Source organism: Curtobacterium sp. MCLR17_045, from assembly GCF_003234405.1.
In the GTDB taxonomy this organism is placed as follows: domain Bacteria; phylum Actinomycetota; class Actinomycetes; order Actinomycetales; family Microbacteriaceae; genus Curtobacterium; species Curtobacterium flaccumfaciens.
Window position 1 is genome coordinate 25,798 of the sequence record NZ_QKTB01000025.1, and the last position, 26,044, is coordinate 51,841.

General features: G+C 70.4%; 28 protein-coding genes. 18 read left to right on the forward strand and 10 right to left on the reverse strand.

Going from position 1 to position 26,044, the window contains the following annotated elements; all coding sequences use genetic code 11:
• Positions 1-23 precede the first annotated feature (23 nt).
• The 5 genes from DEJ05_RS14065 to DEJ05_RS14085 all read right to left on the reverse strand — a co-directional run bounded on the left by DEJ05_RS14065 (position 24) and on the right by DEJ05_RS14085 (position 4,554).
• On the reverse strand, positions 24-830 hold the full coding sequence (locus DEJ05_RS14065) for a L,D-transpeptidase family protein (RefSeq protein WP_258373867.1): 807 nt from the start codon (positions 828-830) through the stop codon (positions 24-26).
• Positions 831-832: 2 nt separating this feature from the next.
• On the reverse strand, positions 833-2,062 hold the full coding sequence (locus tag DEJ05_RS14070; protein WP_111110720.1) for a hypothetical protein: 1,230 nt from the start codon (positions 2,060-2,062) through the stop codon (positions 833-835).
• 151 nt (positions 2,063-2,213) lie between these two features.
• Positions 2,214-3,599 carry an adenylosuccinate lyase gene (gene purB / locus DEJ05_RS14075; RefSeq protein ID WP_111094300.1) on the reverse strand — a complete coding sequence of 462 codons (1,386 nt, stop codon included), beginning with the start codon at positions 3,597-3,599 and terminating at the stop codon, positions 2,214-2,216.
• Positions 3,596-4,108: a low molecular weight protein-tyrosine-phosphatase gene (locus DEJ05_RS14080; protein ID WP_111110721.1), complete on the reverse strand. Its 513-nt coding sequence runs from the start codon at positions 4,106-4,108 to the stop codon at positions 3,596-3,598. The genes purB and DEJ05_RS14080 overlap by 4 nt, the downstream gene beginning before the upstream one ends.
• Before the next feature lie 47 nt (positions 4,109-4,155).
• Entirely contained in the window at positions 4,156-4,554 is a 399-nt protein-coding gene (locus DEJ05_RS14085; RefSeq protein ID WP_071404898.1) for a phage holin family protein, read from the reverse strand.
• Between the two features lie 60 nt (positions 4,555-4,614).
• Between DEJ05_RS14085 and DEJ05_RS14090 the strand changes: the two genes are divergently transcribed.
• The 5 genes from DEJ05_RS14090 (at position 4,615) to DEJ05_RS14110 (ending at position 10,261) form a co-directional block, all read left to right on the forward strand.
• On the forward strand, positions 4,615-5,694 hold the full coding sequence (locus DEJ05_RS14090) for a histidinol-phosphate transaminase (protein WP_111110722.1): 1,080 nt from the start codon (positions 4,615-4,617) through the stop codon (positions 5,692-5,694).
• 23 nt (positions 5,695-5,717) lie between these two features.
• Positions 5,718-6,854 carry a thiamine pyrophosphate-dependent dehydrogenase E1 component subunit alpha gene (locus DEJ05_RS14095; RefSeq protein ID WP_071404900.1) on the forward strand — a complete coding sequence of 379 codons (1,137 nt, stop codon included), beginning with the start codon at positions 5,718-5,720 and terminating at the stop codon, positions 6,852-6,854.
• A gap of 86 nt (positions 6,855-6,940) precedes the next feature.
• Positions 6,941-7,900, forward strand: a complete 960-nt coding sequence (locus tag DEJ05_RS14100) for an alpha-ketoacid dehydrogenase subunit beta (protein WP_110864996.1) — start codon at positions 6,941-6,943, stop codon at positions 7,898-7,900.
• Positions 7,901-7,941: 41 nt separating this feature from the next.
• A complete protein-coding gene (locus DEJ05_RS14105) occupies positions 7,942-9,540 on the forward strand; it encodes a dihydrolipoamide acetyltransferase family protein (protein WP_111110723.1) in 1,599 nt (532 codons plus the stop codon).
• 139 nt (positions 9,541-9,679) lie between these two features.
• Positions 9,680-10,261, forward strand: coding sequence for a GNAT family N-acetyltransferase (locus DEJ05_RS14110; RefSeq protein WP_111053910.1), 582 nt, complete (start codon positions 9,680-9,682; stop codon positions 10,259-10,261).
• A 4-nt stretch (positions 10,262-10,265) separates the two neighbouring features.
• Here the strand turns inward: DEJ05_RS14110 and DEJ05_RS14115 are convergent, their stop codons facing one another.
• From DEJ05_RS14115 to DEJ05_RS14125, 3 genes are all read right to left on the reverse strand, one after another.
• Positions 10,266-10,904 carry an ABC transporter ATP-binding protein gene (locus DEJ05_RS14115; RefSeq protein WP_111104993.1) on the reverse strand — a complete coding sequence of 213 codons (639 nt, stop codon included), beginning with the start codon at positions 10,902-10,904 and terminating at the stop codon, positions 10,266-10,268.
• Positions 10,901-12,928, reverse strand: coding sequence for a hypothetical protein (locus DEJ05_RS14120; protein ID WP_111110724.1), 2,028 nt, complete (start codon positions 12,926-12,928; stop codon positions 10,901-10,903). The genes DEJ05_RS14115 and DEJ05_RS14120 overlap by 4 nt, the downstream gene beginning before the upstream one ends.
• Positions 12,929-12,991: 63 nt before the next feature.
• Complete coding sequence (locus DEJ05_RS14125) at positions 12,992-13,384, reverse strand: lactococcin 972 family bacteriocin (RefSeq protein ID WP_111088534.1); 393 nt, start codon at positions 13,382-13,384, stop codon at positions 12,992-12,994.
• A 207-nt stretch (positions 13,385-13,591) separates the two neighbouring features.
• On the opposite strand from DEJ05_RS14125, the gene DEJ05_RS14130 reads away from it, so the two are divergent.
• The gene (locus tag DEJ05_RS14130; RefSeq protein ID WP_017886466.1) at positions 13,592-14,326 is read left to right on the forward strand and encodes a GntR family transcriptional regulator; all 735 of its coding nucleotides are present in this window, start codon (positions 13,592-13,594) and stop codon (positions 14,324-14,326) included.
• Positions 14,327-14,402: 76 nt separating this feature from the next.
• Here DEJ05_RS14130 and DEJ05_RS14135 read toward each other — a convergent pair whose 3' ends face one another.
• On the reverse strand, positions 14,403-14,855 hold the full coding sequence (locus tag DEJ05_RS14135) for a glucose PTS transporter subunit IIA (protein ID WP_071404905.1): 453 nt from the start codon (positions 14,853-14,855) through the stop codon (positions 14,403-14,405).
• Positions 14,852-15,088 (reverse strand): PTS transporter subunit EIIB, encoded by a 237-nt coding sequence (locus tag DEJ05_RS14140; RefSeq protein WP_111085371.1) that lies wholly within the window; start codon positions 15,086-15,088, stop codon positions 14,852-14,854. Before DEJ05_RS14140 ends, DEJ05_RS14135 begins: the two co-directional genes overlap by 4 nt.
• 178 nt (positions 15,089-15,266) lie before the next feature.
• Between DEJ05_RS14140 and DEJ05_RS14145 the strand changes: the two genes are divergently transcribed.
• The 12 genes from DEJ05_RS14145 to DEJ05_RS14200 all read left to right on the forward strand — a co-directional run bounded on the left by DEJ05_RS14145 (position 15,267) and on the right by DEJ05_RS14200 (position 25,783).
• Positions 15,267-16,535 (forward strand): PTS transporter subunit EIIC, encoded by a 1,269-nt coding sequence (locus tag DEJ05_RS14145; RefSeq protein WP_111030930.1) that lies wholly within the window; start codon positions 15,267-15,269, stop codon positions 16,533-16,535.
• Positions 16,536-16,663: 128 nt separating this feature from the next.
• Positions 16,664-17,575, forward strand: a complete 912-nt coding sequence (locus tag DEJ05_RS14150) for a metal ABC transporter solute-binding protein, Zn/Mn family (protein WP_111039737.1) — start codon at positions 16,664-16,666, stop codon at positions 17,573-17,575.
• A 47-nt stretch (positions 17,576-17,622) separates the two neighbouring features.
• Positions 17,623-18,468 (forward strand): metal ABC transporter ATP-binding protein, encoded by an 846-nt coding sequence (locus tag DEJ05_RS14155; protein ID WP_051596603.1) that lies wholly within the window; start codon positions 17,623-17,625, stop codon positions 18,466-18,468.
• The gene (locus tag DEJ05_RS14160) at positions 18,468-19,406 is read left to right on the forward strand and encodes a metal ABC transporter permease (RefSeq protein WP_111110725.1); all 939 of its coding nucleotides are present in this window, start codon (positions 18,468-18,470) and stop codon (positions 19,404-19,406) included. The genes DEJ05_RS14155 and DEJ05_RS14160 overlap by 1 nt, the downstream gene beginning before the upstream one ends.
• Positions 19,403-19,828, forward strand: a complete 426-nt coding sequence (locus DEJ05_RS14165; protein ID WP_111030932.1) for a Fur family transcriptional regulator — start codon at positions 19,403-19,405, stop codon at positions 19,826-19,828. Before DEJ05_RS14160 ends, DEJ05_RS14165 begins: the two co-directional genes overlap by 4 nt.
• A 10-nt stretch (positions 19,829-19,838) precedes the next feature.
• The gene (locus DEJ05_RS14170) at positions 19,839-20,534 is read left to right on the forward strand and encodes an alpha/beta fold hydrolase (RefSeq protein ID WP_071246243.1); all 696 of its coding nucleotides are present in this window, start codon (positions 19,839-19,841) and stop codon (positions 20,532-20,534) included.
• Positions 20,535-20,965: 431 nt separating this feature from the next.
• Entirely contained in the window at positions 20,966-21,202 is a 237-nt protein-coding gene (gene rpmB / locus DEJ05_RS14175; RefSeq protein WP_027464952.1) for a 50S ribosomal protein L28, read from the forward strand.
• Positions 21,202-21,372 carry a 50S ribosomal protein L33 gene (gene rpmG, locus DEJ05_RS14180; protein ID WP_017886456.1) on the forward strand — a complete coding sequence of 57 codons (171 nt, stop codon included), beginning with the start codon at positions 21,202-21,204 and terminating at the stop codon, positions 21,370-21,372. Before rpmB ends, rpmG begins: the two co-directional genes overlap by 1 nt.
• A gap of 2 nt (positions 21,373-21,374) precedes the next feature.
• A complete protein-coding gene (rpsN, locus tag DEJ05_RS14185) occupies positions 21,375-21,680 on the forward strand; it encodes a 30S ribosomal protein S14 (RefSeq protein WP_017886455.1) in 306 nt (101 codons plus the stop codon).
• A 290-nt stretch (positions 21,681-21,970) separates the two neighbouring features.
• Positions 21,971-22,258, forward strand: a complete 288-nt coding sequence (locus DEJ05_RS14190) for an HU family DNA-binding protein (RefSeq protein ID WP_017886454.1) — start codon at positions 21,971-21,973, stop codon at positions 22,256-22,258.
• A 163-nt stretch (positions 22,259-22,421) separates the two neighbouring features.
• On the forward strand, positions 22,422-24,464 hold the full coding sequence (locus tag DEJ05_RS14195; RefSeq protein ID WP_111030934.1) for a cytochrome c oxidase assembly protein: 2,043 nt from the start codon (positions 22,422-22,424) through the stop codon (positions 24,462-24,464).
• On the forward strand, positions 24,461-25,783 hold the full coding sequence (locus tag DEJ05_RS14200; protein ID WP_111030936.1) for an ATP-dependent RecD-like DNA helicase: 1,323 nt from the start codon (positions 24,461-24,463) through the stop codon (positions 25,781-25,783). Before DEJ05_RS14195 ends, DEJ05_RS14200 begins: the two co-directional genes overlap by 4 nt.
• Positions 25,784-26,044: the final 261 nt, after the last annotated feature.

Sequence of the window (26,044 nt, forward strand, 5' to 3'; positions counted from 1 at the left end):
GGAACGTCAGCGCACCTGGAACGTCAGCGCACCTGGAACGGCGTGCCGAGCGGCAGGCGCTCCGCCAGCGCCGTGATGTCGGCGTTGTGCATGCGGATGCAGCCGTGCGAGGCGGCGGTGCCGATGCTCGACGTGTCCTCCGTGCCGTGCAGCCCGATCTGGCCGGGGCCACCGCCGAACGAGTTGAGCACGTCCGAGAACGCCGTCGTGCCGTACGCGTACGGGCCGTAGCCCTCGTTGGTCGGCGCGAGCAGCTCGGTCAGCGCGAACCGACCGGTCGGCGACGGGGTGCCCCCGGTACCGGTGGCGACGGGGTAGCTGTCGACGACCTTGCCGTCCTTGTACAGGTCGAGCGTCTTCGTCGAGCGGGTGACGACGATCGCGTACGGGTCCTCGGTCAGGGTGACGGCGCTGGTCGGCACCCAGCCGGTGCTGCCGTTCGGGCGCTGTGCGAGCTGCACCTCCGCCCAGCCGTCCTGCTGGTCGACGACCCGGAAGACGAGCGGCGCGCCGGATGCCTGCGGGTTCTCGAGGGTCTGTGTCGCCGTGCCGCCCGCGCTCGCGCTGACCGGGACGGACGCGCCGGTCACGGCAGCGACCGTGGTGCTGGCCGGGGCGTCGAGCGCGTCGACGGGTGCTGCCGACCGCGTCGGCTCCGGTGTCGTCGTGGGGGTGGGCGTCGGTGCCGCGACGGACCGGGTCGGTGTCGGGGCGGGCGCGGCTGACAGGGGACCGAGCGCGACGAACGCGACGGCCCCTGCGCAGACGACGGCCACGGCGGCGGCGATCACAGTCGCACGCCGCCGTGGCTCGGTCGGGAGGATCGGCAAGATCAGCCCGTGAAGTTCGCCGTTCCGGGCACCGGGACGGCGACCGGTGCCGTGCCCGGGTCACCGGCAGCGGCCGGGTCGGCCGTGACGGTGAGCGCGGCCTGCGCGGCCTGCGCCGACGAGGCGCCGACGAGACCGACGCTGTACGCGCCGGCGGTGTTCACGAAGTCGGCGGGCAGGACGATGGTGCCGGAGACGTTGCCGTCGGCGTCGGCGCGGAACGCGACCCCGGGGATGTCGGTGCCCTGGGCGCCGGTGCCGACTCCGGCGCCGACGAGCTCGTTCGGAGCGAAGCCCGAGCCCTGGATGCGGACACCGGTGGTGGTGGCCTCGGTCAGCGTGGCCGTCGGGGTGAGGAGCTCGGCGGCCGCGGTGGGCTGCGGCGTGAAGTACGTCGTGGTGTCGTCGATGCGCAGCGCGGAGATCGAACCGCTGGCGTCGGCGGCGAGGGACTGACCGTTCGCCTCGAGCGGGGCGGCGAGGCTCTTCAGCTCGCTGCTGGGCAGCGCGCTCGGTGCCGGGGTGCCGTCGACGGTCGGGGCCGGGGTGGGCTCGTCGGTCGGAGCGGGCGTCTCGGTCGGCTCGGGCGTCGGCGGGGCCGTGGTGTCGGCGGCGACGTCGATGCCGACGTAGACGACGTACCCGACGACCTGCGCGTCGGCGGCCTCGAGGTCGGCCGTGAGCTCCGTCGTCGACTCGACCTCGCCGGTCGCGGGGTCGATCCAGTTGCTGGTGCCGTCGGAGATGCCGACGCCGTCACCGGTCTCGGGCGCGTCCGTGGCGAAGACCACGGTCTGCGCGCTGGTGTCGCCGCCCTCCTGGACCGCGAGACCGAAGCTCGTCGCGCCGGTGGTCGTCATGCTGATGCCGGCGGCGAGGGCGGGGACGCTGCTCGGGGGGACGGGCTTGTTCAGGCCGCGGACCAGGCCGACGGCCTCGCCCTCGGAGACGGACAGGCCGTCCTCGTCCAGCGTGGCGTGGTCGGTGATCGAACCGCCACCGTCCAGGTCGGTCACGGACGCCCAGTACCACTGGTCGGTCAGCGGGAAGGTGCCGGTCGGCGCGGCGGTGAAGTCGTCGGCCGAGTCGGTCCAGGTGACGATGGCCGAAGCAGCGGTGCTCGTCACCAGGGCGGTCGAGACCGTCGGGACGAGGGCGGCGGAGACGCCGAGCACGGTGGCGCCGACGGCGGCCGCGGTGATGCGAGAACGAAGCACGGTGTGGAGATCCATCCGGTCAGTGGACAGGGTGCATCCACTGCGACGCCCCCCGTGCTGAGATGTACTCAGCGATACGAACCTATCGAACCGCTCAGGATTCCGCACCCCCCGGACGCGGATCCGATGACGGACCGACGACCGTCCGGCCGCCGGTCCGTCGTGCTCAGACGTCGAGGTGGTCGACCAGCTCGTCCGCCAGGCCCGTGTAGGTCGCCGGCGTCAGGTTGGTCAGCCGGGCCTTCGCGCCGTCGGAGATGTCCAGACGGTTCACGAACACGATGAGGTCCTGCTGGCTCACCCGCTTGCCCCGCGTGAGCTCCTTGAGCATCGCGTAGGGGTCCTCGATGTTCGACTGCCCGGCGGTGACCTCGGCACGGATGACCGTCTGGATCGCCTCGGCGAGGACCTCCCAGTTGTGGTCGAGGTCGTCGGCGAGCTTGACCTCGTTCACGGCGATCTCGCCCAGTCCGCGGCGCAGGTTGTCGAGCGCGAGCAGTGAGTGCCCGAACGCGACGCCGATGTTCCGCTGCGTGGTGGAGTCGGTCAGGTCTCGCTGCAGTCGGCTGGTCACGAGGGTCTCGGACAGCGTCGAGAAGAGCGCCGACGAGATCTCGAGGTTCGCCTCGGCGTTCTCGAACTTGATCGGGTTGATCTTGTGCGGCATCGTCGACGACCCGGTGGCACCCGCCACGGGGATCTGCGTGAAGTACCCCATCGAGATGTAGGTCCACACGTCGGTGGCCAGGTTGTGCAGGATCCGGTTGGCGTGACGTACCCGGTCGTACAGCTCGGCCTGCCAGTCGTGCGACTCGATCTGCGTGGTGAGCGGGTTCCACGTCAGGCCGAGGCCCTCGACGAACTCGCGGGACAGCGCGGGCCAGTCGGCCTCGGGGTCGGCGGCGAGGTGTGCTGAGAAGGTGCCGGTCGCGCCGGAGAACTTGCCGAGGTACTCGCCGCCCTCGATCTGGGCGAGCACGCGCTCGAGCCGGTAGACGACGACCGCGAGCTCCTTGCCGAGCGTCGTCGGGGTGGCCGGCTGACCGTGGGTGTGCGAGAGCATCGGCACGCTCTTCAGCTCGACGGCGAGCGTCCGGAGCTTCTCGAGCACGGCACGGAAGCCGGGCAGCCAGACCTGGTCGACGGTGTCCCGCACGGTGAGTGCGTAGGACAGGTTGTTGACGTCCTCGCTCGTGGCAGCGAAGTGGGTGAGTTCGGCGATCGCGTCGAGCCCGAGCTCGGACAGCCGGCGGCGCACGAAGTACTCCACAGCCTTGACGTCGTGACGGGTCGTCGCCTCGATCTCGGCGAGCTCCGCGATCTGGTCCTGGCCGAAGGTCTCGACGATCCGGCGCAGTGCTGCCTTGTCGTCGACGCTGAGCGGCGAGGTGGTGAACATCGCGTGGTCGGTCAGGAAGATGAGCCACTCGACCTCGACCACGATGCGCGCGCGGTTGAGGCCGGCCTCGGAGAGGTGCTCGCCCACCGTGTGCACGATCGGGTAGTAGCGCCCGTCGAGCGGGCTGATCGGCTGCGGGGGAAGGGGGGTCATGGGGCTCCCTGACGGACTGCCGGCTCGAGCTGGTGGAAGAGCGCCCGGCAGGCCCGTTCGACGGTCGAGAGCACTCGGTCGAACTCGTGCCGGTCCGCGTAGTACGGGTCCGGCACGTCGGTCTGCTGGGGCCAGGCGGCGTCGTACCGCAACAGGAGCGTCACCTTGGCGGAGTCGTCCATCGTCGGGGCCCACGAACGCAGGATGCGCTCGTGGGAGCGGTCGAGTGCGACCACCAGGTCGAGGTCCGGGAACCGGTCCGGGTCGAACTGACGGGCGCGATGCCTGCTGCCATCGTATCCGCGCGCCGCCAGCGCTGCGATCGTGCGCTCGTCGGCGGGTTCGCCGACGTGCCAGTCACCGGTGCCGGCCGACTCCACCTGGAACCGGTCGGCGAGTCCGGCGTCCGCGGCGATCTGCGCGAACACGACACCGGCCATGGGGGAGCGGCAGATGTTGCCGCTGCAGACGAACGAGACGCGGAACGGGGCGTCGACGTCCTGGGTCATGAGCACATCATGACGCAGGGCGGGGTCCTCCGCGAGGTCCGCCGGGGTCACGCCCGCTGGCGGTTGAGCACCGGGCGGGCGAAGAGCCCGATCAGCCAGGCGAAGACCGCGAGCACGAAGGCACCGACGATGCCCCAGCCGAAGGAGTCGACCTCGAGCCCGAAGCCGAACGCCTCCGAGATCCCCGCGACGATGAGCAGCAGGATCGCGTTCACGACGAACGAGATGAGCCCGAGCGTGAGGATGTAGAGCGGGAACGCCACGATCCGGATGAGCGTGCCGATCACCGCGTTCACGAGACCGAACACGAACGCCACGAGCAGGAAGGTGAGGACGGTCGCAGTGGTCCCGCCGTCACCGAACGGCGTCACGGAGACGCCGCTGACGATGAGCGTGGTGAGCCAGAGCGCGAGGGCGTTGACGACGAGGCGGACGAGGAATCGCATGCGCCCATGATGCCCTCGTTCCCCTCGTGGGTGCCGTGGGCCTGCCGGTAGCCTGGACCCGTGAGCGAGCAGCGTGTGCACATCCGGCCCGAGGTGGCCGTCCTCCCCGCGTACAAGCAGGGGCGACAGGCGTCCGACTCCGCCTTCAAGCTGTCGAGCAACGAGAACCCGTTCCCGCCGCTCCCCGGGGTCGTCGAGGCCGTGCAGGCCCAGACCTCGTACAACCGCTACCCCGACGCCACCGCCCTCGCCCTGCGCGCCGTGCTGGCCAACCGCTTCGGGCTGACCGCCGAGCAGGTGCACGTCGCCCCGGGCAGTGTCGCGATCCTGCACGAACTCGCCCGCGCGACCTCGGGCCCCGGCGACGAGATCGTCTACGCGTGGCGCTCGTTCGAGGCGTACCCGGGCGTCGTCACGGTCGCCGGCGCCACCAGCGTGCAGGTGCCGAACCGCGCCGACGGCGGGCACGACCTCGACGCGATGGCCGCGGCCGTCACCGAACGCACCCGCATGGTGCTCGTCTGCTCGCCGAACAACCCGACGGGGCCGATCGTGACCGCCGCGGAGTTCGACGCGTTCATGGCCGCGGTGCCGCAGTCGGTGCTGGTCGTGCTCGACGAGGCATACGCCGAGTTCGTGACCGACGAGGCCGCCGTGCACGGCCACCCGCTGCTCACCGCGCACCCCAACCTCGTGGTCCTCCGCACCTTCTCGAAGGCGTACGGGCTCGCCGGCCTCCGGGTGGGCTACGCGCTCGGTCCGGACTACGTGCTCGACGCCGTCCGCGCCTGCGCCATCCCGCTGTCCGTGACCGCCCAGGGCCAGGCGGCGGCGCTCGCCAGCCTGGAACGCGAGGCCGAACTGCTCGGACGCGTGACCGAGATCGCCACCCTGCGCGACCGGATCGTCGTCGAGCTCCGGGCCCAGGGCTGGGACGTCCCCGACGCCCAGGGCAACTTCCTCTGGCTGCCGACGGGCGAGCGGACGGCGACCGCGGCGGCCGCGTTCGAGGACGCCGGCATCATCGTCCGGGCCTTCCCGCCAGAGGGCATCCGCATCTCGATCGGCGAGCACGAAGCTGTGGAAACGCTCCTCCAAACAGCCCGCTCACTTGTGGGGGACCTCCAGGTGGCCGACTAGTGCCTGGCGCTACGCTGGCCCGCATGTCATTCCGCGCCGCGGCTCCCGCGACGACCACCGTCCGGCTCCTCGACCCCGAGGGGCGGTTCGTGGAGACCGACGAGAACGCCGAGTTCGCCGCCGCCGCGCGGGCGATCCCCGACGAGACCCTGCTGGCGATGCACCGCCGCATGGTGCTCACCCGTCGGTTCGACCACGCCGGCCACAACCTCCAGCGCACCGGCCAGCTCGGCCTGTGGGTGCCCAGCCACGGGCAGGAGGCGGCACAGACCGGCTCGGCCTTCGCCCTGCGCGCCCAGGACCACGTGTTCCCGTCCTACCGCGAGCACGCCGTCACGATGCACCGCGGCGTCGAGCCGATGGAGATCATCGCGATGTACCGCGGGCAGACCCACGGCGGGTGGGACCCGGACCAGCGTGGCAACACGCACATCTCCACGCTGGTGATCGGCTCGCAGACCCTGCACGCCACCGGGTACGCGCTCGGCCAGAAGCTCGACGGCGACGTCGGCACGGGCGACCCGGACCGCGACGCCTGCTCGATCGTCTACTTCGGCGACGGCGCCACCAGCCAGGGCGACGTGAACGAGGCCTTCGTGTTCTCCGCGTCGACCAAGGCGCCGGTCGTCTTCTTCCTGCAGAACAACCACTGGGCCATCTCGGTGCCGGTGTCGGTGCAGTCCCCGACGCCGCTCGTCGACCGCCCGCGCGGCTTCGGGATCCCGAGCGTCCTGATCGACGGCAACGACATCCTCGCGTCCTACACGGCCTCGGTCGTCGCGACCGAGCACGCCCGCAGCGGCCAGGGCCCGGCCTTCATCGAGGCCGACACATACCGCATCGGTGCGCACACCAGCTCCGACGACCCGAGCCGGTACCGCGCCGACGGCGAGCTCGAGGAGTGGGTCCTCCGCGACCCGATCGTCCGGTCCGAGGCGTACCTGCGCTCGAAGGGTGCGACGGACGAGCAGTTCGCCGCGTTCGACGAAGAGGGCGAGGACATCGCCGCCGACGTCCGACGCCGCACCGTCGCCCTGACCGCACCGTCCGTCGACGTCATGTTCGACAACGTGTACCGCGAACCGCACCCGCGGATCACCGAGCAGAAGGCCTGGCTCGCCCAGTACGAGGCCGGCTTCGAAGGGGGCGCCCACGCATGAGCACCACCGAGCAGCTCTTCGACTACACCCTGCGCTCCCACCCGGGCGCCGGCGAGGTCCCGAGCGACCCCACCCCGACCCTGCCGATGGCCAAGGCCCTCAACGCCGGGCTCGCCGCGGCCATGGAAGCGGACGACAAGGTCCTGCTGATGGGCGAGGACATCGGCCAGCTGGGCGGCGTCTTCCGCATCACCGAGGGCCTGCAGGACCGCTTCGGCGCCGAGCGCGTGCGGGACACCCCGCTCGCCGAGGCCGGCATCATCGGCACCGCGATCGGCCTCGCCCTGCGCGGCTACCGCCCGGTCGTCGAGATCCAGTTCGACGGCTTCGTGTGGCCCGGCTTCGACCAGATCACCTCGCAGCTCGCGAAGATGGCGAACCGCCTGCCGGCACACATGTCGCTGCCCGTCGTCATCCGCATCCCCTACGGCGGCCACATCGGCGCCGTGGAGCACCACCAGGAGTCCCCCGAGGCGTACTTCGCGCACACCCCGGGCCTGCGGGTCGTCAGCCCGAGCACCCCGAACGACGCCTACTGGATGATCCAGGAGGCCATCGCGTCGAAGGACCCGGTGGTCTTCCTCGAGCCGAAGTCCCGCTACTGGCCCAAGGGCCAGGTGGACCTGGTCGACGGCCACGTCCCGATGCACACCACCCGCGTCGCCCGCACCGGCACCGAGGTCACCCTGGTCGGGCACGGCGCCATGGTCGCCACCCTGATGCAGGCGGCGGACATCGCCGAGGCCGAGGGCACCAGCTGCGAGGTCATCGACCTCCGCTCGATCTCGCCGATCGACTGGGAGCCGCTGCTCGCCTCCGTCCGCAAGACCGGTCGCCTGGTCATCGCACAAGAGGCCTCCGGCTTCGTCAGTGTCGGTAGCGAGATCGCCGCGACCGTCGCCGAGCGGGCGTTCTACACGATGCAGGCACCGCCGCTGCGGGTCTCCGGCTTCGACGTGCCGTTCCCGGTGTCGAAGCTCGAGCACCTGCACCTGCCGGACGCCGACCGCATCCTCGAGGCCGTCGACCGCGCCCTCGCCTACTGACCCGTCCGACCGAGCACGACCAGATCCGCGAAGGAGCCGTAGTGGCCGCCGCCGAATTCCCCCTGCCCGACGTGGGTGAAGGTCTCACCGAGGCCGAGATCGTGCAGTGGCGCGTCGCGATCGGGGACGAGATCGCCGTCGACCAGGTGCTCGTCGAGATCGAGACCGCGAAGTCGCTCGTCGAGCTGCCGTCGCCGTTCGCCGGCACCGTCACGGGTCTGCTCGTTTCCGAGGGGGACACGGTCGAGGTGGGCAAGCCGATCATCCGCGTCGACTCGGACGCGTCGGTCGCCTCCGGTGCGGCCCTCACACCGCCTGCGGAACAGCCTGGAGGCGCGGCGCCCGTCGCCCAGACCGCCCCGGTCTCGCCCGTTGTCGCGTCCACCCCTCCGACCGCTGCCGCCCCGTCGGCTCCGGTCGCGCAGACCCCTCCCGCTCCCGCGGCGGTGCCGACACGCGCCGCTGCCCCCGCACCGGCAGCACCTGCCCCTGCCGCCGCGCCGGCGGCGCCGGTCCAGCCGGTCGCCGTCGACGCGACCGTCCAGGGCACCGACGAGTCCTCCGGTGCCGTCCTCGTCGGCTACGGCTCGGCGACCTCGTCGCCCTCCCGTCGCAAGCCGGGCGCCCGCCGGGCCGCAGCGCTCGCGGCCGAGGCGAGCCGCGCCTCCAGTGTGGACACCGCCGCGGCGGCGGAAGCCTCCGTCGACCCGGGCGAGGAGAGCACCGCCGAGGCGATCAGCGCCCTCGGGACGGGCTCCGCGCACAAGCAGAGCACCGCGACCAACGTGCTGGCGAAGCCGCCGATCCGGAAGCTCGCGAAGGACCTCGGCGTCGAACTGACCGAGATCGTCGCGACCGGTCTGGCCGGCGAGGTCACCCGCGACGACGTCATCCGGCACGCGAAGCAGGCCAGCGTCTTCCGGAACATCGAGACGCCGGAGTGGGGTGAGGTCCGCAGCGAGACGATCCCGGTCAAGGGCGTCCGCAAGGCCATCGCCACCGCGATGACCACGTCCGCGTTCACGGCACCGCACGTGTCGCTGTTCGTCGACGTCGACGCGACCCACACGATGGAGTTCGTCAAGCGCCTCAAGGCCTCGCCGACGTTCGCCGGCGTCAAGGTCTCGCCGCTGCTCATCGTTGCGAAGGCCGTCATCTGGGCCGTCCGCCGGAACCGCTCGGTGAACTCGACCTGGACCGACCGCGAGATCATCGTCCACCACTTCGTGAACCTCGGCATCGCCGCGGCGACCCCGCGCGGGCTCATCGTGCCGAACATCAAGGACGCGCAGGACATGTCGCTGCTCGAGCTGGCGCAGGCGCTCGAGGAACTCACCCTGACCGCCCGCGACGGCAAGACCACGCCGAAGCAGATGGCGAACGGCACGGTGTCGATCACGAACATCGGGGTGTTCGGCATGGACACGGGGACCCCGATCCTCAACCCGGGAGAGGTCGCGATCGTCGCCATGGGCACGATCAAGCCGAAGCCGTGGGTCGTCGACGGCGAGGTCCGCTCGCGCATGGTGACCACCATCGGTGCGTCGTTCGACCACCGTGTCGTCGACGGTGACGTGGCGTCCCGCTTCGTGCACGACGTCGCCTCGGTGCTCGAGGAGCCCGCGCTCCTGCTCGACTAGCGTCGGTCGTTCCGCTTCGTGAGCAGAAGTGGTCGGGTTGCTTCGAGCCACTCGACCATTCCTGCTCACCATCTGCGGGCTTCCGCAAACGTCGCGTGGTGTTCACACGGATGTCGGGGGTCGGCGGCATGATCGGTGCATGGTCCACCAGCTCCTGACCCCCTCGCAGGAGATCCGAACGGATCGCCTCCTCCTCACCCCGCTGACCCCGGCCGACATCGACGACGTGCACACGCTCTTCTCGGACGCCCGCACGTGGCAGCACCTGCCCACGGGTCGGCACGTGGCGCGGAGTTCGAGCGTGGACATGGTGCAGCGCAAGATCGGCGGGCGTGCACGCCACGGCCTCGGATCCTGGGCAGTCCGGAGCGCCTCCGACCACGCCTTCGTCGGCGTGGGCGGGGTCGACATGACCGCCGGTGGGGTCTGGAACCTCGGCTACCGCCTGGCGCCCGCGGCATGGGGGCAGGGCTTCGCGTCCGAGATCGCTCTCGCTGCCGTGCGTGCCGCCGCCGACACCGCTCCGGACGTCCCGGTGACCGGCCGGGTGCTCACGAACAACCCTGCTTCTGCAGCCGTGCTGCGTCGTGCCGGGCTGTCGCTGGTGTGGCAGGGGGCTCCCGCCGCGCAGAACCGTGCGGCCGCCGGCGTCGAGGGGCAGGTCTGGACCGATCGGCTGCTCTCCGACGAGCAGTTCGCCTGGCTCGTCGCCAACGCCTGACCCGTCAGCCAGCGGGTCCGCTGAGCGTGATGCTCCGTGCGGCGCGCGCTTCGACCGATGACGAGTGTGTCGCGATCAGGACGGCCGCTCCGCCAGCCGCCAGCTCGCCCAGTAGGTCGAGCACCATCGCCGCGTTGTCGTCGTCGAGGGCACTCGTCGGTTCATCGGCGAGGATGACCGACGGACGCTTCACCAGGAGCCGCGCCATCGCGACGCGTTGCTGCTCGCCGCCGCTGAGTTCGTGGACGCGGTCCGTTCCGCGTCCAGCCAGACCGACACGGTCGAGGGCCTCGCCCGTCCGGATGCCTCGGTGTCTCCGCCGTCCGTCCGGCAGGCGAACCACGTCGACGTTCGACTGGACCGTCATGTCGGGTACCAACCCGAAGTCCTGGAACAGGTACCCGAGGTGGCGCCGCCGGATCAGTCGTGCCCGCCGCTCGTTCGAGCCCGCCGACTCTCCGTTGATCCGGATCGTGCCGCCGTCGAGCGCATCGACGTGCCCGACACAGTCGAGCAGCGTCGACTTCCCGCAGCCGCTCGGCCCGACCAAGCCGACGATCTCTCCGCCTGCCACCTCGAACGTCAGGTCGTGCCACAGTGCACGGCCTCCACGACGCTTCGATGCGTTCCGTACCTCGATCATCGTGATCCGTTCCCTCGGTTGCGTGCAGTGCTCCGTGCCGTGACGGCCATGACGACGAGGCTCGTGGCGCTCACCGCCGCGAGCGTCACGAGCGCGAGCGCCCCGGCGACTCCGGCCGACTGCGCGACCGGGTCGAGTGACGATCTGAGACCGCTCCCGTCCGGGCGTTGCGACCACCAGGTGTTGACGACGGCGACGACGGAGATCGAGACCAGACCGGCTTCGATTACCAGCAGGCCAGCATCGGTGCGGACGGGCGAGACGCCACTGGTGAACTTCGCGAACAGCGCACGGCCGTGACGGCGTCGGTGCGCGATCGTGGCGACCATCCCGAGCATGACGCTGACAGCGAGGGTGCTGACCAGGGTGCCCGTCCCGATCGCCACGGTCGTCGCTGCGTGCCGTGCCTGTTCCGCCGCAGACTGACCCACCGCGACGACCGCGCTGAACTCGTCGCGGAGCCCCGACGCGCCGATCGACCGCTCGGCGGCAGCACGGGACGTGAAGACGACGTCTCCGGTCGACAACCACGATCCGAGTTCATCGGCCGAGAAGACGTCGACCGGCGTGGGGACGACCACGATCACGGCATCGTCGAGCCACGCGCGCGACGACGCGTCGTCCGGGTACGAGTAGACCTGCTGGCGGGCCAGCGTGCCGCCGGTGACGTGCTCAAGGAGGGCGTCGGGTGCATCCCGCAACTGCCAGTCGGTCAGACCCTCGACGAGCCGCTCGCGGGAGAGGTCACTGTCGGCAGGCATCCACACGGCGATCTCCGCGCCGTCGGTGGTGATGCGTGCCCCGTCCTCGGAACGGACGTCCTGCAGGGCGAGGTAGCCCTGGTCGACGACGAGCGCAGGAACCATCGACTTCCCTCGGCCACTCGACACCTCGACCGCAGCGGCGAGGAATGCATCACGCCGCTCGAGTGCCCCGCCGGCGAAGTCACCGATGCGGTCCCAGTAGGCCTGCTCCTCGACCGGGCGGGGATCCGGGGTGACCCAGAGCTGGACGGTTTCGCCGGCCGCCCGAAGATCCCGTTCTGCCGTTCCCTGTCGCGCGGTGGTCACCGCCCCGGTCAGTTCGAAGACGGCCGCGACGAGCAACAGCAGCGCGGGCACCCGTGCGATCTGTGCGACGAGCAGGAGCGCGCCCGCTGGTCGAGCGCCCCGAAGTGCGCCAGCCAACGGCTGTCGACACGCGACCACCGTGCCGATCGTGTGCGCGACGACGACCGGAACGAGCAGCCCCACGTGGAACACTGAGATCGCTGCGGCGAGGGTCGGTGCCGAAGCGAGCCCGTTGTAGAACCAGAGCCCGATGGCGGCGACGGGTGCTCCGATGGCGGTGACGAGCACGGCGGTCCGGAGCTCAGCCAGCTCCTGGACGACGATGGCGGCTGTGGTGTCTCCGTGCAGTCGGCGGACTGCGCTGCGGCGAGGGGCCCCGACGGTCGTCATCAGGCAGAGCGCCACGCATCCCGAGACGAGTGCTCCGACCAGGGCCAGGGTCTGATCCAAGCCGTCGGTGACGCCGATGCGTTGCAGGAGCGGCACGCGCTCCACGCTGACCTCGTACCCGGCGTCTGTCAGTGCGCTCACGACGGCTCGCCGAGCGTCGTCGTCCCCGAAGACCGAGTACGAGCCGGTCGGGTCGAACTGGTCGAGTTCCGACATCGGACGGACGGTGGTGGCCATCGACCTCGTGAAGTCCTCGTACCCGTCGAGGAGCCAGCCGGCACCGCGGCTTGAGGGAGCGTCGGTGACGAGCGCCACGCGGCGCGTCGTCGGAGCTTCGCGGTCCGCCACCACCCGGGCGATCGTCGCGTGCTCGGCCTCGGCGACCCGCTCGAGTGCGATCGCGACCCGCTGGTTCGATCGGGTCTCAGCACCGGCGGCAGCGGTCACCACGGACGAGGCGCCCACGATGCCGGCTTCGCTGACCTGCACCAGGCCGATGAAGCCCAGGACGGCAGCCAGGAGGGGCGGGACGAAGTACGCGAGCGTCACCGATCGGATGTTCATGGTCCCCCTTGCGGCGAGCGTGAGCCGGAGCGGACGGCTGCTCGGGACTGCCCGCTCCCGGTCTCAGCAGTTGTGGTAGTACGCCTTGTTGCCGCTGCGCGCCTTCGGTGTCATCGCCATCGCGTACCGGCCGCCTGGCACGTTCGTGACGCGCTTCGACTTCTTGCCGACCGCGGTCGCGCCGTGGCACCGCTTCTCGCGGAAGTAGTTCGACCAGGTGTCGTCCTTGCCGACGCCCCACTGCCAGAAGCTCCCGCCCCCGCCGTCGTTGTCGGTACCGATGCCCCTGGTCTCACCGCTCGCACTTGCGCCGGAAGCAGCGACGGCCACTCCGCCGGCTTCCGACCCTGATCCCATGACCTCGAACTGCGCAGCTGATGCCGCCGTCGCAGTGCCCGTGATCAGGCCGACGGTGAGACCGAGGCCGACGAGCATCTTCGTTCTGGACTTGTGCATGACTGTTTCCTCCCATGTGCCCCCCCGATGAGGCTCGACCGATCGTGGCAGCGGCGTAGCACTGATGTCAAGAATCTGGAATACATGTTCCACAGAGACCGAGACGCCCGACGTTGGTCTTCCCGGCCTGACTCGCTACTGTGATGGGAACTGGTCATGTCCGCGCATGACCACCGCCCAGGACCAGCAACGGAGCACGAGGGACGCATGACGAGCCGCATCACCGAGGGTGCCGAACCGAAGCACCAGCAGCTGCGGCGCATCCTGCTCGACCTCGTCACCACGCGACTGGCTCCCGGTGCTGCGATCCCGTCCGAACGGCAGCTCATCGCCGAGTACGGCGTCTCGCGGATCACCGTGCGTGAAGCCCTCGGGCAGCTGGTGAACGAGGGCTACCTGGAGCGCGTCCGCGGCAAGGGCACCTTCGTCGCGCACCGGCCCGTGCAGTCGACGCTGCACCTCGCCTCGTTCACCGAGGAGATGCGGGCGATGGGGCACGAACCGACCACCGTGGTGCTCGTGCGCGAAGAGCGGGTACCGCCGGCCGACACCGCCGCAGCCTTGCGGATCGACCCGGACGTGCCGGCCTTCCATGTGAAGCGCCTGCGGATGGCCGATGGTGCCCCGGTGTCGATCGACGACGCCTGGCTCGTGGCCGACGCGTTCCCGGGTCTGCTCGACCACGACCTGTCGGGGTCGGTGTACTCGATCATCGCCACGGAGTACGGCACCCCGATCGACCGCGCGCAGCAGACCGTCGCGGCGAACCCGGCGGCCGACGACGTCGCGACGCTGCTCGGGACGAAGACCGGAGCGCCGGTGCTCGAGTTCGACCGGGTGTCGTACGCGGGGGAACGACCCGTGGAGCACACCCGCAGCTGGTACCGCTCGGACCGCTACCGCGTGCAGATGGAGGTCACCGCGACCCCCGCGGTCGCGTAGTCCGGCCAGCAACGCGAAAGCGACTGTGCGCCGCGGGTGTTCCGCAGTGCACAGTCGCTCTCGAAGGGGAAGTGGCCTAGACCTCGAAGAGGGTGTCGCCGTCGAGCACCGTGGTGCCGACCGTCCCCTGGTCGACGCTGTCCGGCGTCGAACCGAGCACGACGACCGGGCAGATCGGCGAGTACCCGGCGGCCGAGATGACCGAGGGGGTGAACCGGACGACGGGGTCACCGGCGGTGACGGTGTCGCCCTCGGTCGCGAGGAGCTCGAAGCCCTCGCCGGAGAGCTTCACGGTGTCGATGCCGACGTGCACCAGGACGTCGGTGCCCGCGGCGCCCTGCAGGGCGAACGCGTGCGGGTGCAGCTTGACGATGGTGCCGTCGACCGGGGCCACCGCGGTGACCGCACCCTCGACGCCCGTCGGGTCGACCGCGACGCCGGCGCCGACGAGCTGCCCGGCGAACACCGGGTCGGGCACGTCGGCGAGGGCAACGACCGGGCCGCCGAACGGGGTGCGGACGACGGTCACAGTTCGTCCTGGATGTCCTGGGCGAGGTTGTCGGCGACCGTTCCGACGATGACCTGCCAGCCGGTGCCGCCACCGATGACCGCCTGGGCCCCGGCTGCCTGCAGGGCTGCCTTGTCGACCAGGTCCCCGTCCTCGACCTCGACGCGGAGGCGCGTGATGCAGCCCTCGACCTCTTCGATGTTATCGGCACCGCCGAGTGCGGCGATGATGTCGGCTGCCTTGATGTCGGCCATCGTTTCCTCCTCGTTAAGGGTTTGCGTCGCAGGTTGACACCGGACCGCTCTCGGATCAGACTACGGAACTGGTCATGACCGGACAGGACCGGACCTGGCGACACCGCCGAGGTTACCTGCGCTGGCTGCACGACTCAACTCACCCCGACAGCTCCACCCAATGACGAGAGGACCTCCGATGAGCGCCACCACTGCCACGGATGTGCCGGAGAAGAAGAAGCCGAAGAAGCAGTCACGGCTGTTCGCACAGGCCCAGCGCCTCGGACGGAGCCTGCTCCTGCCGATCGCGGTCATGCCGGCGGCGGGCATCCTGAACCGCATCGGTCAGCCGGACCTCCTCGGCGCGATCCCCGGCTTCGAGACCGGCGCCGGAGTCATCTCAGCTGCCGGCCAGGCGATCTTCACGTGGCTCCCGCTGCTGTTCGCGGTGGGCATCGCGATCGGCTGGGCGAAGAAGTCCGACGGCACCACCGCGCTCGCTGCGGTCGTCGGCTACATGGTCATGTACGAGGTGTTCGCAGTGATGTCGCCGGTCGTCCTCGCCGGGGTCAAGAACGCCAATGGCGAGCAGGCCACGATCAACTACGGGGTGCTCGGCGGCATCGTGATGGGGCTCGTCTCCGCGGTCATGTGGGAGAAGTTCCACCGCACGAAGATGCCCGACTTCCTCGGGTTCTTCTCCGGTCGCCGCCTGGTTCCGATCCTGACGGCCGCTGCGGGTCTCGTCATCGCCGTCGCGATGTCGTTCGTCTACCGCTACTTCGACATCGCACTGACCGCGGCCGGCACCGCCGTCGCCGACAACGCCGTGATCGGCGGCGGCATCTTCGGCTTCGCGAACCGCATGCTCATCCCGATCGGGCTGCACCAGCTGCTCAACTTCTTCCCGTGGTTCCAGCTCGGCAGCTTCACCAACGCGGCCGGCGACCTCGTCCACGGTGACATCCCTCGCTTCCTCGCGGGCGACCCGACCGCGGGCATCTTCCAGACCGGCTTCTTCCCGATCATGATGTTCGCGCTGCCCGCCGGTGCCCTCGCGATCTGGCGCAACGCCAAGCCGCAGAACCGCAAGCTCGTCGGCGGCATCATGATCTCCGCCGCACTGACCTCGTTCGTCACGGGCATCACCGAGCCGCTCGAGTACTCGTTCATGTTCGTCGCGTTCCCGCTGTACATCATCCACGCGGTGCTCACGGGCACCTCGCTCGCCCTGGTGAACGCCCTCGGGATCCACGACGGGTTCTCGTTCTCGGCCGGCGCGATCGACTACGTGCTGAACTTCGGCAAGGCGGACGGGGCGATCTGGCTCATCCCGATCGGCCTCGGCTACGCGGTCGTGTACTACTTCCTGTTCAGTTTCGTGATCAAGAAGTGGAACCTCCGCACGCCCGGCCGTGAAGAGGACACGATCGCCGAGAACACGATCGACGCGGCCACCAAGCCGTAGACGCGAGCGTCTCCATGACGGGAGGCCCGGTGCCAGCTGGCACCGGGCCTCCCGTCCGTCTCCCGGTCGCGCTGAGAGCCCTCATAGCGGTTTTGACAATCGTTATCAGTAGGCGTTAGCGTCGTGCCATGCACAACCGCCTCCTCGCCCTCCCACTCGTCGCCGGCGCCGCCGCGCTCGCCCTGACCGGGTGCGCCACCTCGTCCGCCTCGGGGGAGGCCAGCGGTGACGGCACGGTCAACGTCGTCGCCTCCACCAACGTCTACGGCTCGATCGTCAAGACCATCGGTGGCGACGCCGTCACCGTGACGAGCATCCTGAGCGACCCGTCGCAGGACCCGCACTCGTTCGAGTCGAGCGCCCGCACGCAGCTCTCCGTGTCCAAGGCCGACCTGCTCATCGAGAACGGTGGCGGGTACGACGACTTCATGACGACGCTCGCGAACGCCTCGGACACCAAGGCGGACACGATCAACGTCGTGAAGCTCTCCGGCCTCGACAAGGGAGGCAGCGCCGAGTTCAACGAGCACGTCTTCTACAGCTACCCGACGATGGTGAAGCTGGTCGAGGCGGTCACGAAGGACCTCAGCGCGCTCGACGAGAGCGGCAAGGACGCCTTCGAGAAGAACGCCGCCACGCTCACCACCAAGCTCGAGGACCTCGAGTCCCAGACCGACGCCGTCAAGAAGCAGGACTCCGGCGACAAGGTGGCGTACACCGAGCCGGTGCCCGGGTACCTGTTCGACGCGATGGGGCTCGAGAACGAGACCCCGCCGGACTTCTCCGAGGCCATCGAGGAAGGCGACGACGTCCCGCCGGCGGCCCTCCGCGACACCCTCGCGCTGTTCACCGGCAAGCGCGTGCAGCTGCTCGCCTACAACAACCAGGCGTCCAGCCCCGAGACCGAGCAGGTCCAGAAGGCGGCCGAGCAGAACGACATCCCCGTCGTCGGTGTCACGGAGACGCTCCCCAAGGGGCAGGATTACGTCTCGTGGCAGCAGGCGAACATCGACGCGGTGAAGGCAGCGCTCCAGAAGTGACGACCTCGACCGCAGCAGCGGCGACCCCCAGCCCGGCGACCACCACGGTGGACGACCGGGCTGCGGCTCGTCCGGTCCTCGCGCTCCGCGACGCCGGGTTGTCCTACGGCGCCCGGAAGCTCTGGGCAGGCCTCGACCTCGACCTCGCGCCGGGGGAGTTCGTCGCGGTCCTCGGCCCGAACGGCGCCGGCAAGACCTCACTGCTCCGCACCGTCCTCGGGCAGCAGCGGCTCACGAGCGGCACGATGTCGTTCCTCGGGCAGCCGGTGCACCGCGGCCACCGGAAGATCGGCTACATCCCGCAGCAGCGCCTGATGGAGGCGGGGACGCCCCTGCGCGCGCGGGACATGATCGCCCAGGGCGTGACCGGGCACCGGTGGGGGATCCGACGGGCGTCGAAGGCCGACCGGATGCGCATCGACCGGGTCCTCGACGAGGTCGGCGCCACCGCCTTCGCGGACGCCCCCGTCGCCGAGCTCTCCGGCGGCGAGCAGCAGCGCACCCGCGTCGGGCAGGCCATCGCCGCCGACCCCGCCCTGCTGCTGTGCGACGAACCCCTCATCTCGCTCGACCTGCGGCACCAGCGCGGGATCACCGAGCTCATCGACCGCGAGCGCCGGCAGCGCGAGGCCGCCGTGCTGTTCGTGACGCACGACGTGAACCCGATCCTCGACGTCGTCGACCGGGTGCTGTACATCGCCGGGGGTCGGTTCCGGATCGGTTCCCCGGACGAGGTCCTGCGTGCCGACGTCCTGAGCGACCTGTACGGCACGCCCGTCGACGTCGTCCGCACCATGGGACGCATCGTCATCGTCGGGGCCAACGAGGCCCACGAGCACCACCCGGGCGAGGTCGACCCGCACGCCGACCAGCCCGACGAAGGGCGGATCTGATGGACCTGCTGTCGACCGTCTTCTCGTTCCAGGACTACGGCGAGCTCCTCGTGCTCGTGCAGAACTCGATCTGGGCCGGCGCGGTGCTCGGCATCGTCGGCGGCCTCATCGGCCCGTTCGTCGTCGCCCGGAACATGCCGTTCGCCGTGCACGGCATCTCGGAGCTCTCGTTCGCCGGGGCCAGCGCCTCGCTGCTGCTCGGGGTGAACGTGGTGTCCGGATCGCTCGTCGGGTCGGTCATCGCCGCTCTGCTCATCGGTCTCCTCGGGTCGCGTGCCCGGGAACGCAACTCGATCATCGCCGTCCTCATGCCGTTCGGGCTCGGGCTCGGCATCCTCTGCCTGGCGCTCTACAAGGGCCGGGCCGCCAACAAGTTCGGGCTGCTCACCGGGCAGATCGTCTCGGTCGACAACCCGCAGCTGACGTTCCTGATCGTGGTCGCCGCGATCGTCGTGGCGACGCTGCTCGTCATCTGGCGCCCGCTGATGTTCGCCTCGGTCGACCCCGACGTGGCTGCGGCCGCGGGGATCCCGGTGCGGACCCTCGCGATCGTGTTCATGCTCGTGCTCGGACTGGCCACCGCCGTGTCGGTGCAGATCGTCGGTGCGTTGCTCGTGCTGTCCCTGCTCGTCACCCCGGCGGCCGCTGCCCTGCGCCTCAGCTCGCACCCGGTCGTCGTGCCGGTGCTGTCGACGGTGTTCGCGGTGACGTCGGTCGTCGGGGGCATCCTGCTCGCACTGGGCGGCGGCCTGCCGATCAGCCCGTACGTGACGACCATCTCGTTCGCGATCTGGGTGGTCTGCCGGATCGTCGGGTCACGACGCGACAAGCGGGGACGCAACCGCGTCGCCGGCCGGAGCCAGCGTGGCGGGGGCGAGCCGGGCCTCCAGGCAGGGACGACGTCGACAGCCGGTCGGAAGGAAGAGGTGTCAGCATGAACGCCGTGCAGAAGACCAAGCGGAACACGTGGCAGCGCGAAGCGGTGCGCGGAGCCCTCGACTCGACCGAGGGGTTCGTGAGTGCGCAGGCGCTGCACCAGCACCTGCGGGACGAGGGATCGACCATCGGTCTGGCCACCGTCTACCGGGCGCTCGCCGACCTGGCCACCGAGGGTGATGCCGACTCGCTGCAGCAGGACGGCGAATCGCTGTACCGGGCGTGCACGACGGACGCGCACCACCACCACCTGATCTGCCGGAACTGCGGCCGGACCGTCGAGATCGAGGCGGACCCGGTGGAGCAGTGGGCGCAGGACGTCGCCGCCGCCAACGGGTTCACCAACGCCAGTCACGTCGTCGACATCTTCGGCGAGTGCGCCGTCTGCACGGCAGCCCGCGCGACGGACTCCACCGGCGAGTAACCTGCCCCGCATGCACGTCATCCTGGTCCCCGGGTTCTGGCTCGACGCGAGCGCATGGGACGACGTCGCCCCGGTGCTCCGGGAAGCCGGGCACTCGGTGCAGGCCGTCACGCGCGACGGCGACACGCTCGACGAGCAGGTCGCCGCGTTGGTCGCGATCCTGGACGACGTCGCGTCCGCCGACGAACCCGTCGTGCTCGCCGGACACTCGGGTGCCGGGCCGATCGCGTACATGGCCGCCGACCAGCGCCCGTCGCTCGTCGCGCACCTGCTCTACGTCGACACGTTCCCGGGGCCCGAGGGTGGGTGCGTCAACGACGAGCTGCCCGTGGTCGACGGGGTCGTGCCGCTGCCGTCGTGGGACATCTGGGAACCCGCCACCGTCCGGGGCATGACGCCCGAGGTCCGGCAGGACGTCGAGCACCGGGCGATCCCCGAGCCGGCCTCGGTGCCGTCGGACCGGTTCCACTACGCCGACCCCGCACGGCACACGATCCCCGCGACGATCATCACCTGCGAGATCCCCGCCGCCGAGCTGCTGGCGATGGTGGCGGACCACCAGGCCTGGGCGGCTGAGCTCGTCGCGACCGAGGAGCTCTCCATCGTCGGGCTCGAGACGGGCCACTGGCCGATGTTCACGGCGCCGCAGCAGCTCGGGGAGCTGATGGTGCAGGCGCTCGCGCCCAAGCCGACGCAGGCGCCGTAGGCGCGCAGCGCCGAGCGCGCGGCCTCGAGTGCGCGTCGCCGTCGAGTGAGCAGAAGACGTCGGGTCCGCCTCCGGCACCCGGCGTCTTCTGCACACTCGAACGCCGTGGGGGTGACCAACGGGGCCACGAGAGCGGTCCGGTCTGCCGCCACGGGCCTCCAGGCCTGGAGGCGCGGCTTGCGACACGCCCGGTCCTCGCGTAACGTGGACCCCTGGTTCTCCGCGTCCGCGCGGCGGGCCCGTTGTTCCAAGCCCTCCGACCGTCGCGAACGCCGCGGTCGCGCGGTGTCCGGCTCTCCTTCGACAGGGGAAGCGGACCTGGGCGGTGCACACAACCCCCTCGCACGGCCACCCCGGTGGCACTGCGCGTGTGCACCAGGCAAGTGAACTTGGGTGCGGCCGTCCGGTCGCACGGTACTCAGGAGGAAACCATGGCAGCAGTGTGCCAGGTGACCGGCGCCGTTCCCGGCTTCGGTCACAACATCTCGCACTCGCACCGCCGGACGAAGCGTCGCTTCGACCCGAACGTGCAGAAGAAGACGTACTACGTGCCCTCGCTTCGTCGTAACGTCACGCTCACGCTCAGCGCGAAGGGCATCAAGGTGATCGACGCACGTGGCATCGAGTCCGTCGTCAAGGATCTCCTCGCCCGTGGGGAGAAGATCTGATGGCGAAAAAGGGTCAGGACATCCGTCCGATCATCAAGCTCCGCTCGACGGCGGGCACCGGGTTCACCTACGTGACCAAGAAGAACCGTCGGAACAACCCCGACCGACTCGTGCTCAAGAAGTACGACCCGGTGATCCGCAAGCACGTCGACTTCCGTGAGGAGCGCTAAGCATGGCGAAGAAGAGCAAGATCGCGAAGAACAACCAGCGTGCCGTCATCATCGCGCGCTACGCCGAGCGTCGTCTCGAGCTGAAGAAGGCCCTCGTGGACCCGAACGGCACCGACGAGTCGCGTGAGGCCGCCCGCGTGGGCCTGCAGAAGCTGCCCCGCGACGCATCGCCCATCCGCTACCGCAACCGCGACGCCATCGACGGCCGCCCCCGTGGCCACCTCGGTGAGTTCGGCATCAGCCGTGTCCGTTTCCGTGACATGGCCCACCGCGGCGAGCTCCCCGGCATCACGAAGAGCTCCTGGTAAGCACTCGCAGTACACGACGCCCCGTCACCTCCTGGTGGCGGGGCGTTCGCTGTGTACGGGGTACATGCGAGCCGTCATTCGTCACATCTGCCCCTCCAGCACCCCCTCGGAGCCCCGGCAACCCCGGAAATCCGGGCGAGTCGGCGGTTTTCACCCCCGGCGGCTGGTAGGTTCAACTCCGGTTCCGCCGGGCCCTCGGCCCACTGGCACCGTGGCACGGGGCACCCGCTCCGGGCGCCGGACGACACGTGCGTCCGACCGATACTGCAAGAAGTCCGAGGAGGACATCCATGGCTGACAAGTCACTGAACCGCACCGAGCTCGTCGCTGCCGTCGCCGCTGAGTCCGGCCAGAGCCAGGCCACCGTCAACGGCGTCGTCGACGCGCTCTTCAGCGTCGTCTCGTCGTCCGTCGCCGACGGCACGAAGGTCACGATCCCCGGTTGGATCGCCTTCGAGAAGACGCACCGCGCCGCCCGCACCGGCCGCAACCCGCAGACGGGTGACGCCATCGAGATCGCCGCGAGCGACTCGGTCAAGGTCAGCGCCGGCTCGAAGCTCAAGGCTGCGGTCAAGTAAGACTGTTCCGCGCATCGGGAGGGACGGCTTCGGCCGTCCCTTTCGTCGTTCCCGGGGCGCGCGGGCGCGTGGTGCGCGGGTCCTGGCCTGGAGGCCCGTGCCGGTTTGCACAGATCGGCCCGCCCCGTCCGTCGGCCGGGTGGGCACCGCCTAGGCTTGACGGGTGAATCGGATCGCGCGCATCGCCGGTCCCGCCGTGCTCCTGCTCGTCGGGTTCGTGGCGCTGCTCACGGCACTCGTCATCGGTGGGGGCGCGAACCCCGCACTCATCGCCGACCCAGGGCCCGTCGTCCGCTTCGGGCTGCCGATCGCCCGGCTCGTCGTCGACCTGTCCGCGGCCACCACGATCGGTGGGCTCGCGCTGGCGACCGTCGGCCTCTCGCGCTCCGGCCCCGAGTGGAACCGCGCGATCGACGTCGCCGCCGGGGCCAGTGGTGTCTGGACGGTCGCGTCGGCCGTCGCCACGTTCTGCACGTTCCTCAGCGTCGCCGGTTCGCGCATCAGCATCGACGAGCAGTTCGGGCAGTCGATGGGGGTCTTCCTCACCGGCACCGAGCTCGGGCTCGCCTGGCTCGTGACCGTCCTCGTCGCCGCGGCCGTCACGGTGCTCTGCTTCGCCGTCCGTTCGCGGGGCATGGTCGCCCTGACCGCCGGCGTCTCGATGATCGGCCTCATCCCGCTCGCGCAGCAGGGTCACGCCGCCGGCACCGCCAGCCACGACGCCGCCGTGACGGCACTGGGGCTGCACCTGGTCGGTGCGGCGCTGTGGGTCGGTGGGCTCGTCATGCTCGTGCTGCTGCGCGGGGTGCTGCCCGGCGACCGGCTGGCCGTGGTCGTGGCGCGGTACTCGAGCATCGCCCTCGGCTGTTTCGTGCTCGTCGCCGTCTCGGGCAGCGCGTCGGCGCAGATCCGCGTCGGAGCGCTGTCGAACCTGTTCACCCCGTACGGCACGCTCGTCTTGGTGAAGATCGGCGCGATCGTGGCCATCGGGGTCCTCGGCGCGGTGCAGCGCCGTCGGGCCATCCGTGCGCTGACCACCTCGCCCGGTCGGCAGCGGCCCTTCTGGACCCTCATCGTCGTCGAACTCGCGGTGATGGGTGTGGCGTCGGGGTTCGCCGCGGCACTCGGACGGACCGCCACCCCGGTCGACCAGATCGCCCTGAGCAAGACCACCGACCCGAGCCCGGCGGAGCTCCTGACGGACGACCTGCTGCCGCACGCGCCCGGTGCGTGGGGCTGGCTGACCCAGTGGAACATCGACCTGTTCTGGCTGATGGCCGCCGTGCTGCTCGCCGCGACGTACGTGGCCGGCGTCGTGCGACTGCGGCGGAGCGGCGTGCGGTGGCCGGCGCGACGCTCGATCGCCGCGGCCCTTGCGATCGTGTCCCTGGTGGTCGCGACCTCGGGCTCGCTCCACCAGTACGACCGGTTCCTGGTCTCGGCGAACGTCGGCGCCCACGTGCTGCTCGGCCTGGTGGTCCCCGCCCTGGTGTGGGCGGCGGCACCGGTCGCCCTGATCCGCGCCGCCGTGCACCCCCGCAGCGACGACAGCACCGGGGTGCGTGAGTGGACCGACGTCATCGTCGAGCACCCGTCCGTGCGGTACCTGGCCCAGCCGTTCCCCGCGTTCCTGCTCGCGGCAGCCCTGTGGTGGGCCTTCTTCGCCACCGATGCCGTCCGGTGGTCCGTGAGCGACCCCACCGGTCGTACCGTCAGCGACGCCGTGTTCCTGCTGGTCGGGCTGCTGGCCGTCCCGACGCTCTGCACACCGATCCCTGCCGGGCACCGCCGCCCGACCACGGCTGCCGCCGTCGTCCGGATCGTCGGGGCGGTGGTGATCGCGGCGGGCATCGTCTCGCTCGGCATCGCGATGCGCGGGCCGCTCGGGCTGCTGCAGGCATCGTGGTTCGGCGCGATGGGCCGGACGTGGGGGCCCGATCCGCTCGTCGACCAGGCCCGGGCGGGCCTGGTGCTGATCGTCGCCGGGGTGCTGCTCCTGGTGACCGTGGTCGTGGTGGTGCTCGTGCGGCTGCGTCGTGACGGGGGAGACCCGGCCGACGTCGTCGACGCAGTTGCTGCCGGCGACGCAGCTGTGGCCGGTCCGACCGCCGCCGCCGAGCCCGCTTCCCGGGTTGACCAGGACGACCTGGACTTCGACGACGGCAGCGACGACCTCGAACCCTCGCCCGGAGCGGACGCCCGATGAGCATCGAGCTGAGCGACGAACAGCGCGCCGTCTTCGAGTACATCGAGCACACCCGTGACCACGTGTTCATCACCGGCCGGGCCGGCACGGGCAAGTCCACGCTGCTCAACCACCTGTCGTGGAACACCGAGAAGCAGGTCGTCATCTGCGCCCCGACGGGGGTCGCCGCGCTCAACGTCGGCGGCCAGACGATCCACTCGCTGTTCCGGCTGCCGATCGGGCTCATCGCCGACGCCGAGCTGCGGCAGGGCCCGGACACCCGCAAGCTGCTCAACACGATCGACACCCTGGTCATCGACGAGGTCTCGATGGTCAACGCCGACCTGCTCGACGGCATGGACCGGTCGCTCCGCAAGGCCCGCGGTCGGCAGTTCGAGCCGTTCGGCGGGGTGCAGGTCGTGATGTTCGGCGACCCGTACCAGCTGCCCCCGGTGCCCGGCGACGCCGACGAGCGCGCCTACTTCACCGACCACTACCGGTCGATGTGGTTCTTCGACGCCAAGGTGTGGCTCGAAGCCGAGCTCAACATCATCGAGCTCGCCACGGTGCACCGGCAGCGCGACGACGCCTTCGCCGCGATGCTCACCGCCGTCCGGCACGGTCGGGTCACCGCGGACATCGCCGAGCAGCTGAACACCGCGGGGGCCCGCCCGGCCCCGGACGACGCCATCACCCTGGCGACCCGCAACGACACGGTCGCCCGGATCAACAAGGCGGCCCTCGAACGGCTGCCCGGCAAGGTGAAGACCGCCAAGGCCGACGTCAACGGGGACTTCGGTGGACGGAACTTCCCGGCCGACGAAGCCCTCGAGCTGAAGCCCGGCGCGCACGTGATGTTCCTGCGCAATGACGCCGACCAGCGCTGGGTGAACGGCACCCTGGGCATCGTGACGGCCATCCGCGACACGGTGTGGGTCGACGTCGACGGCGAGTCGTTCGAGGTCCAGCCGTCGGTGTGGGAGAAGTTCAAGTACTCGTACGACGCGGACAAGAAGGAACTCAAGAAGGACACCGTCGGGGAGTTCCAGCAGTTCCCGCTCCGGCTCGCCTGGGCCGTGACCATCCACAAGTCCCAGGGCAGCACCTACGACCGGGCCGTGGTCGACCTCGGCAACCGGGTGTTCAGCGCGGGTCAGACGTACGTGGCGCTGTCGCGGCTGACCTCCCTCGAGGGGCTGTTCCTCACCCGGCCGCTCCGGCCGCAGGACATCATCGTCGACCTGGACGTCCGACGCTTCATGTCCGAGGCGCCCCGCATCGTCGCCACCGAGCTCGAGGCCCCGAAGAAGCAGCCGGACGCGGAGCCCGACGCCGACTGACGCGTCCGACTGACCCGTTGGGTCCGCTTCGGCCACACGCCGCCGGCACGCGCGCCTGCATGCCCGGACGCACACCGCCGAGCGGTCACGACTCCCCGTCGGTCCTGCGCCGAGTGGTCACTCGTTGTCGCCTGGACACTCCGCATCCGACAGTTCGTGACCGGCCGAAGCACCTGAGCGGGGAGTCGTGACCGCACGACACCCCCGCCGGAGCACCCCCCCCCGCCGGACCACCGCCGCCGGACCCTGTCTCTTATACAC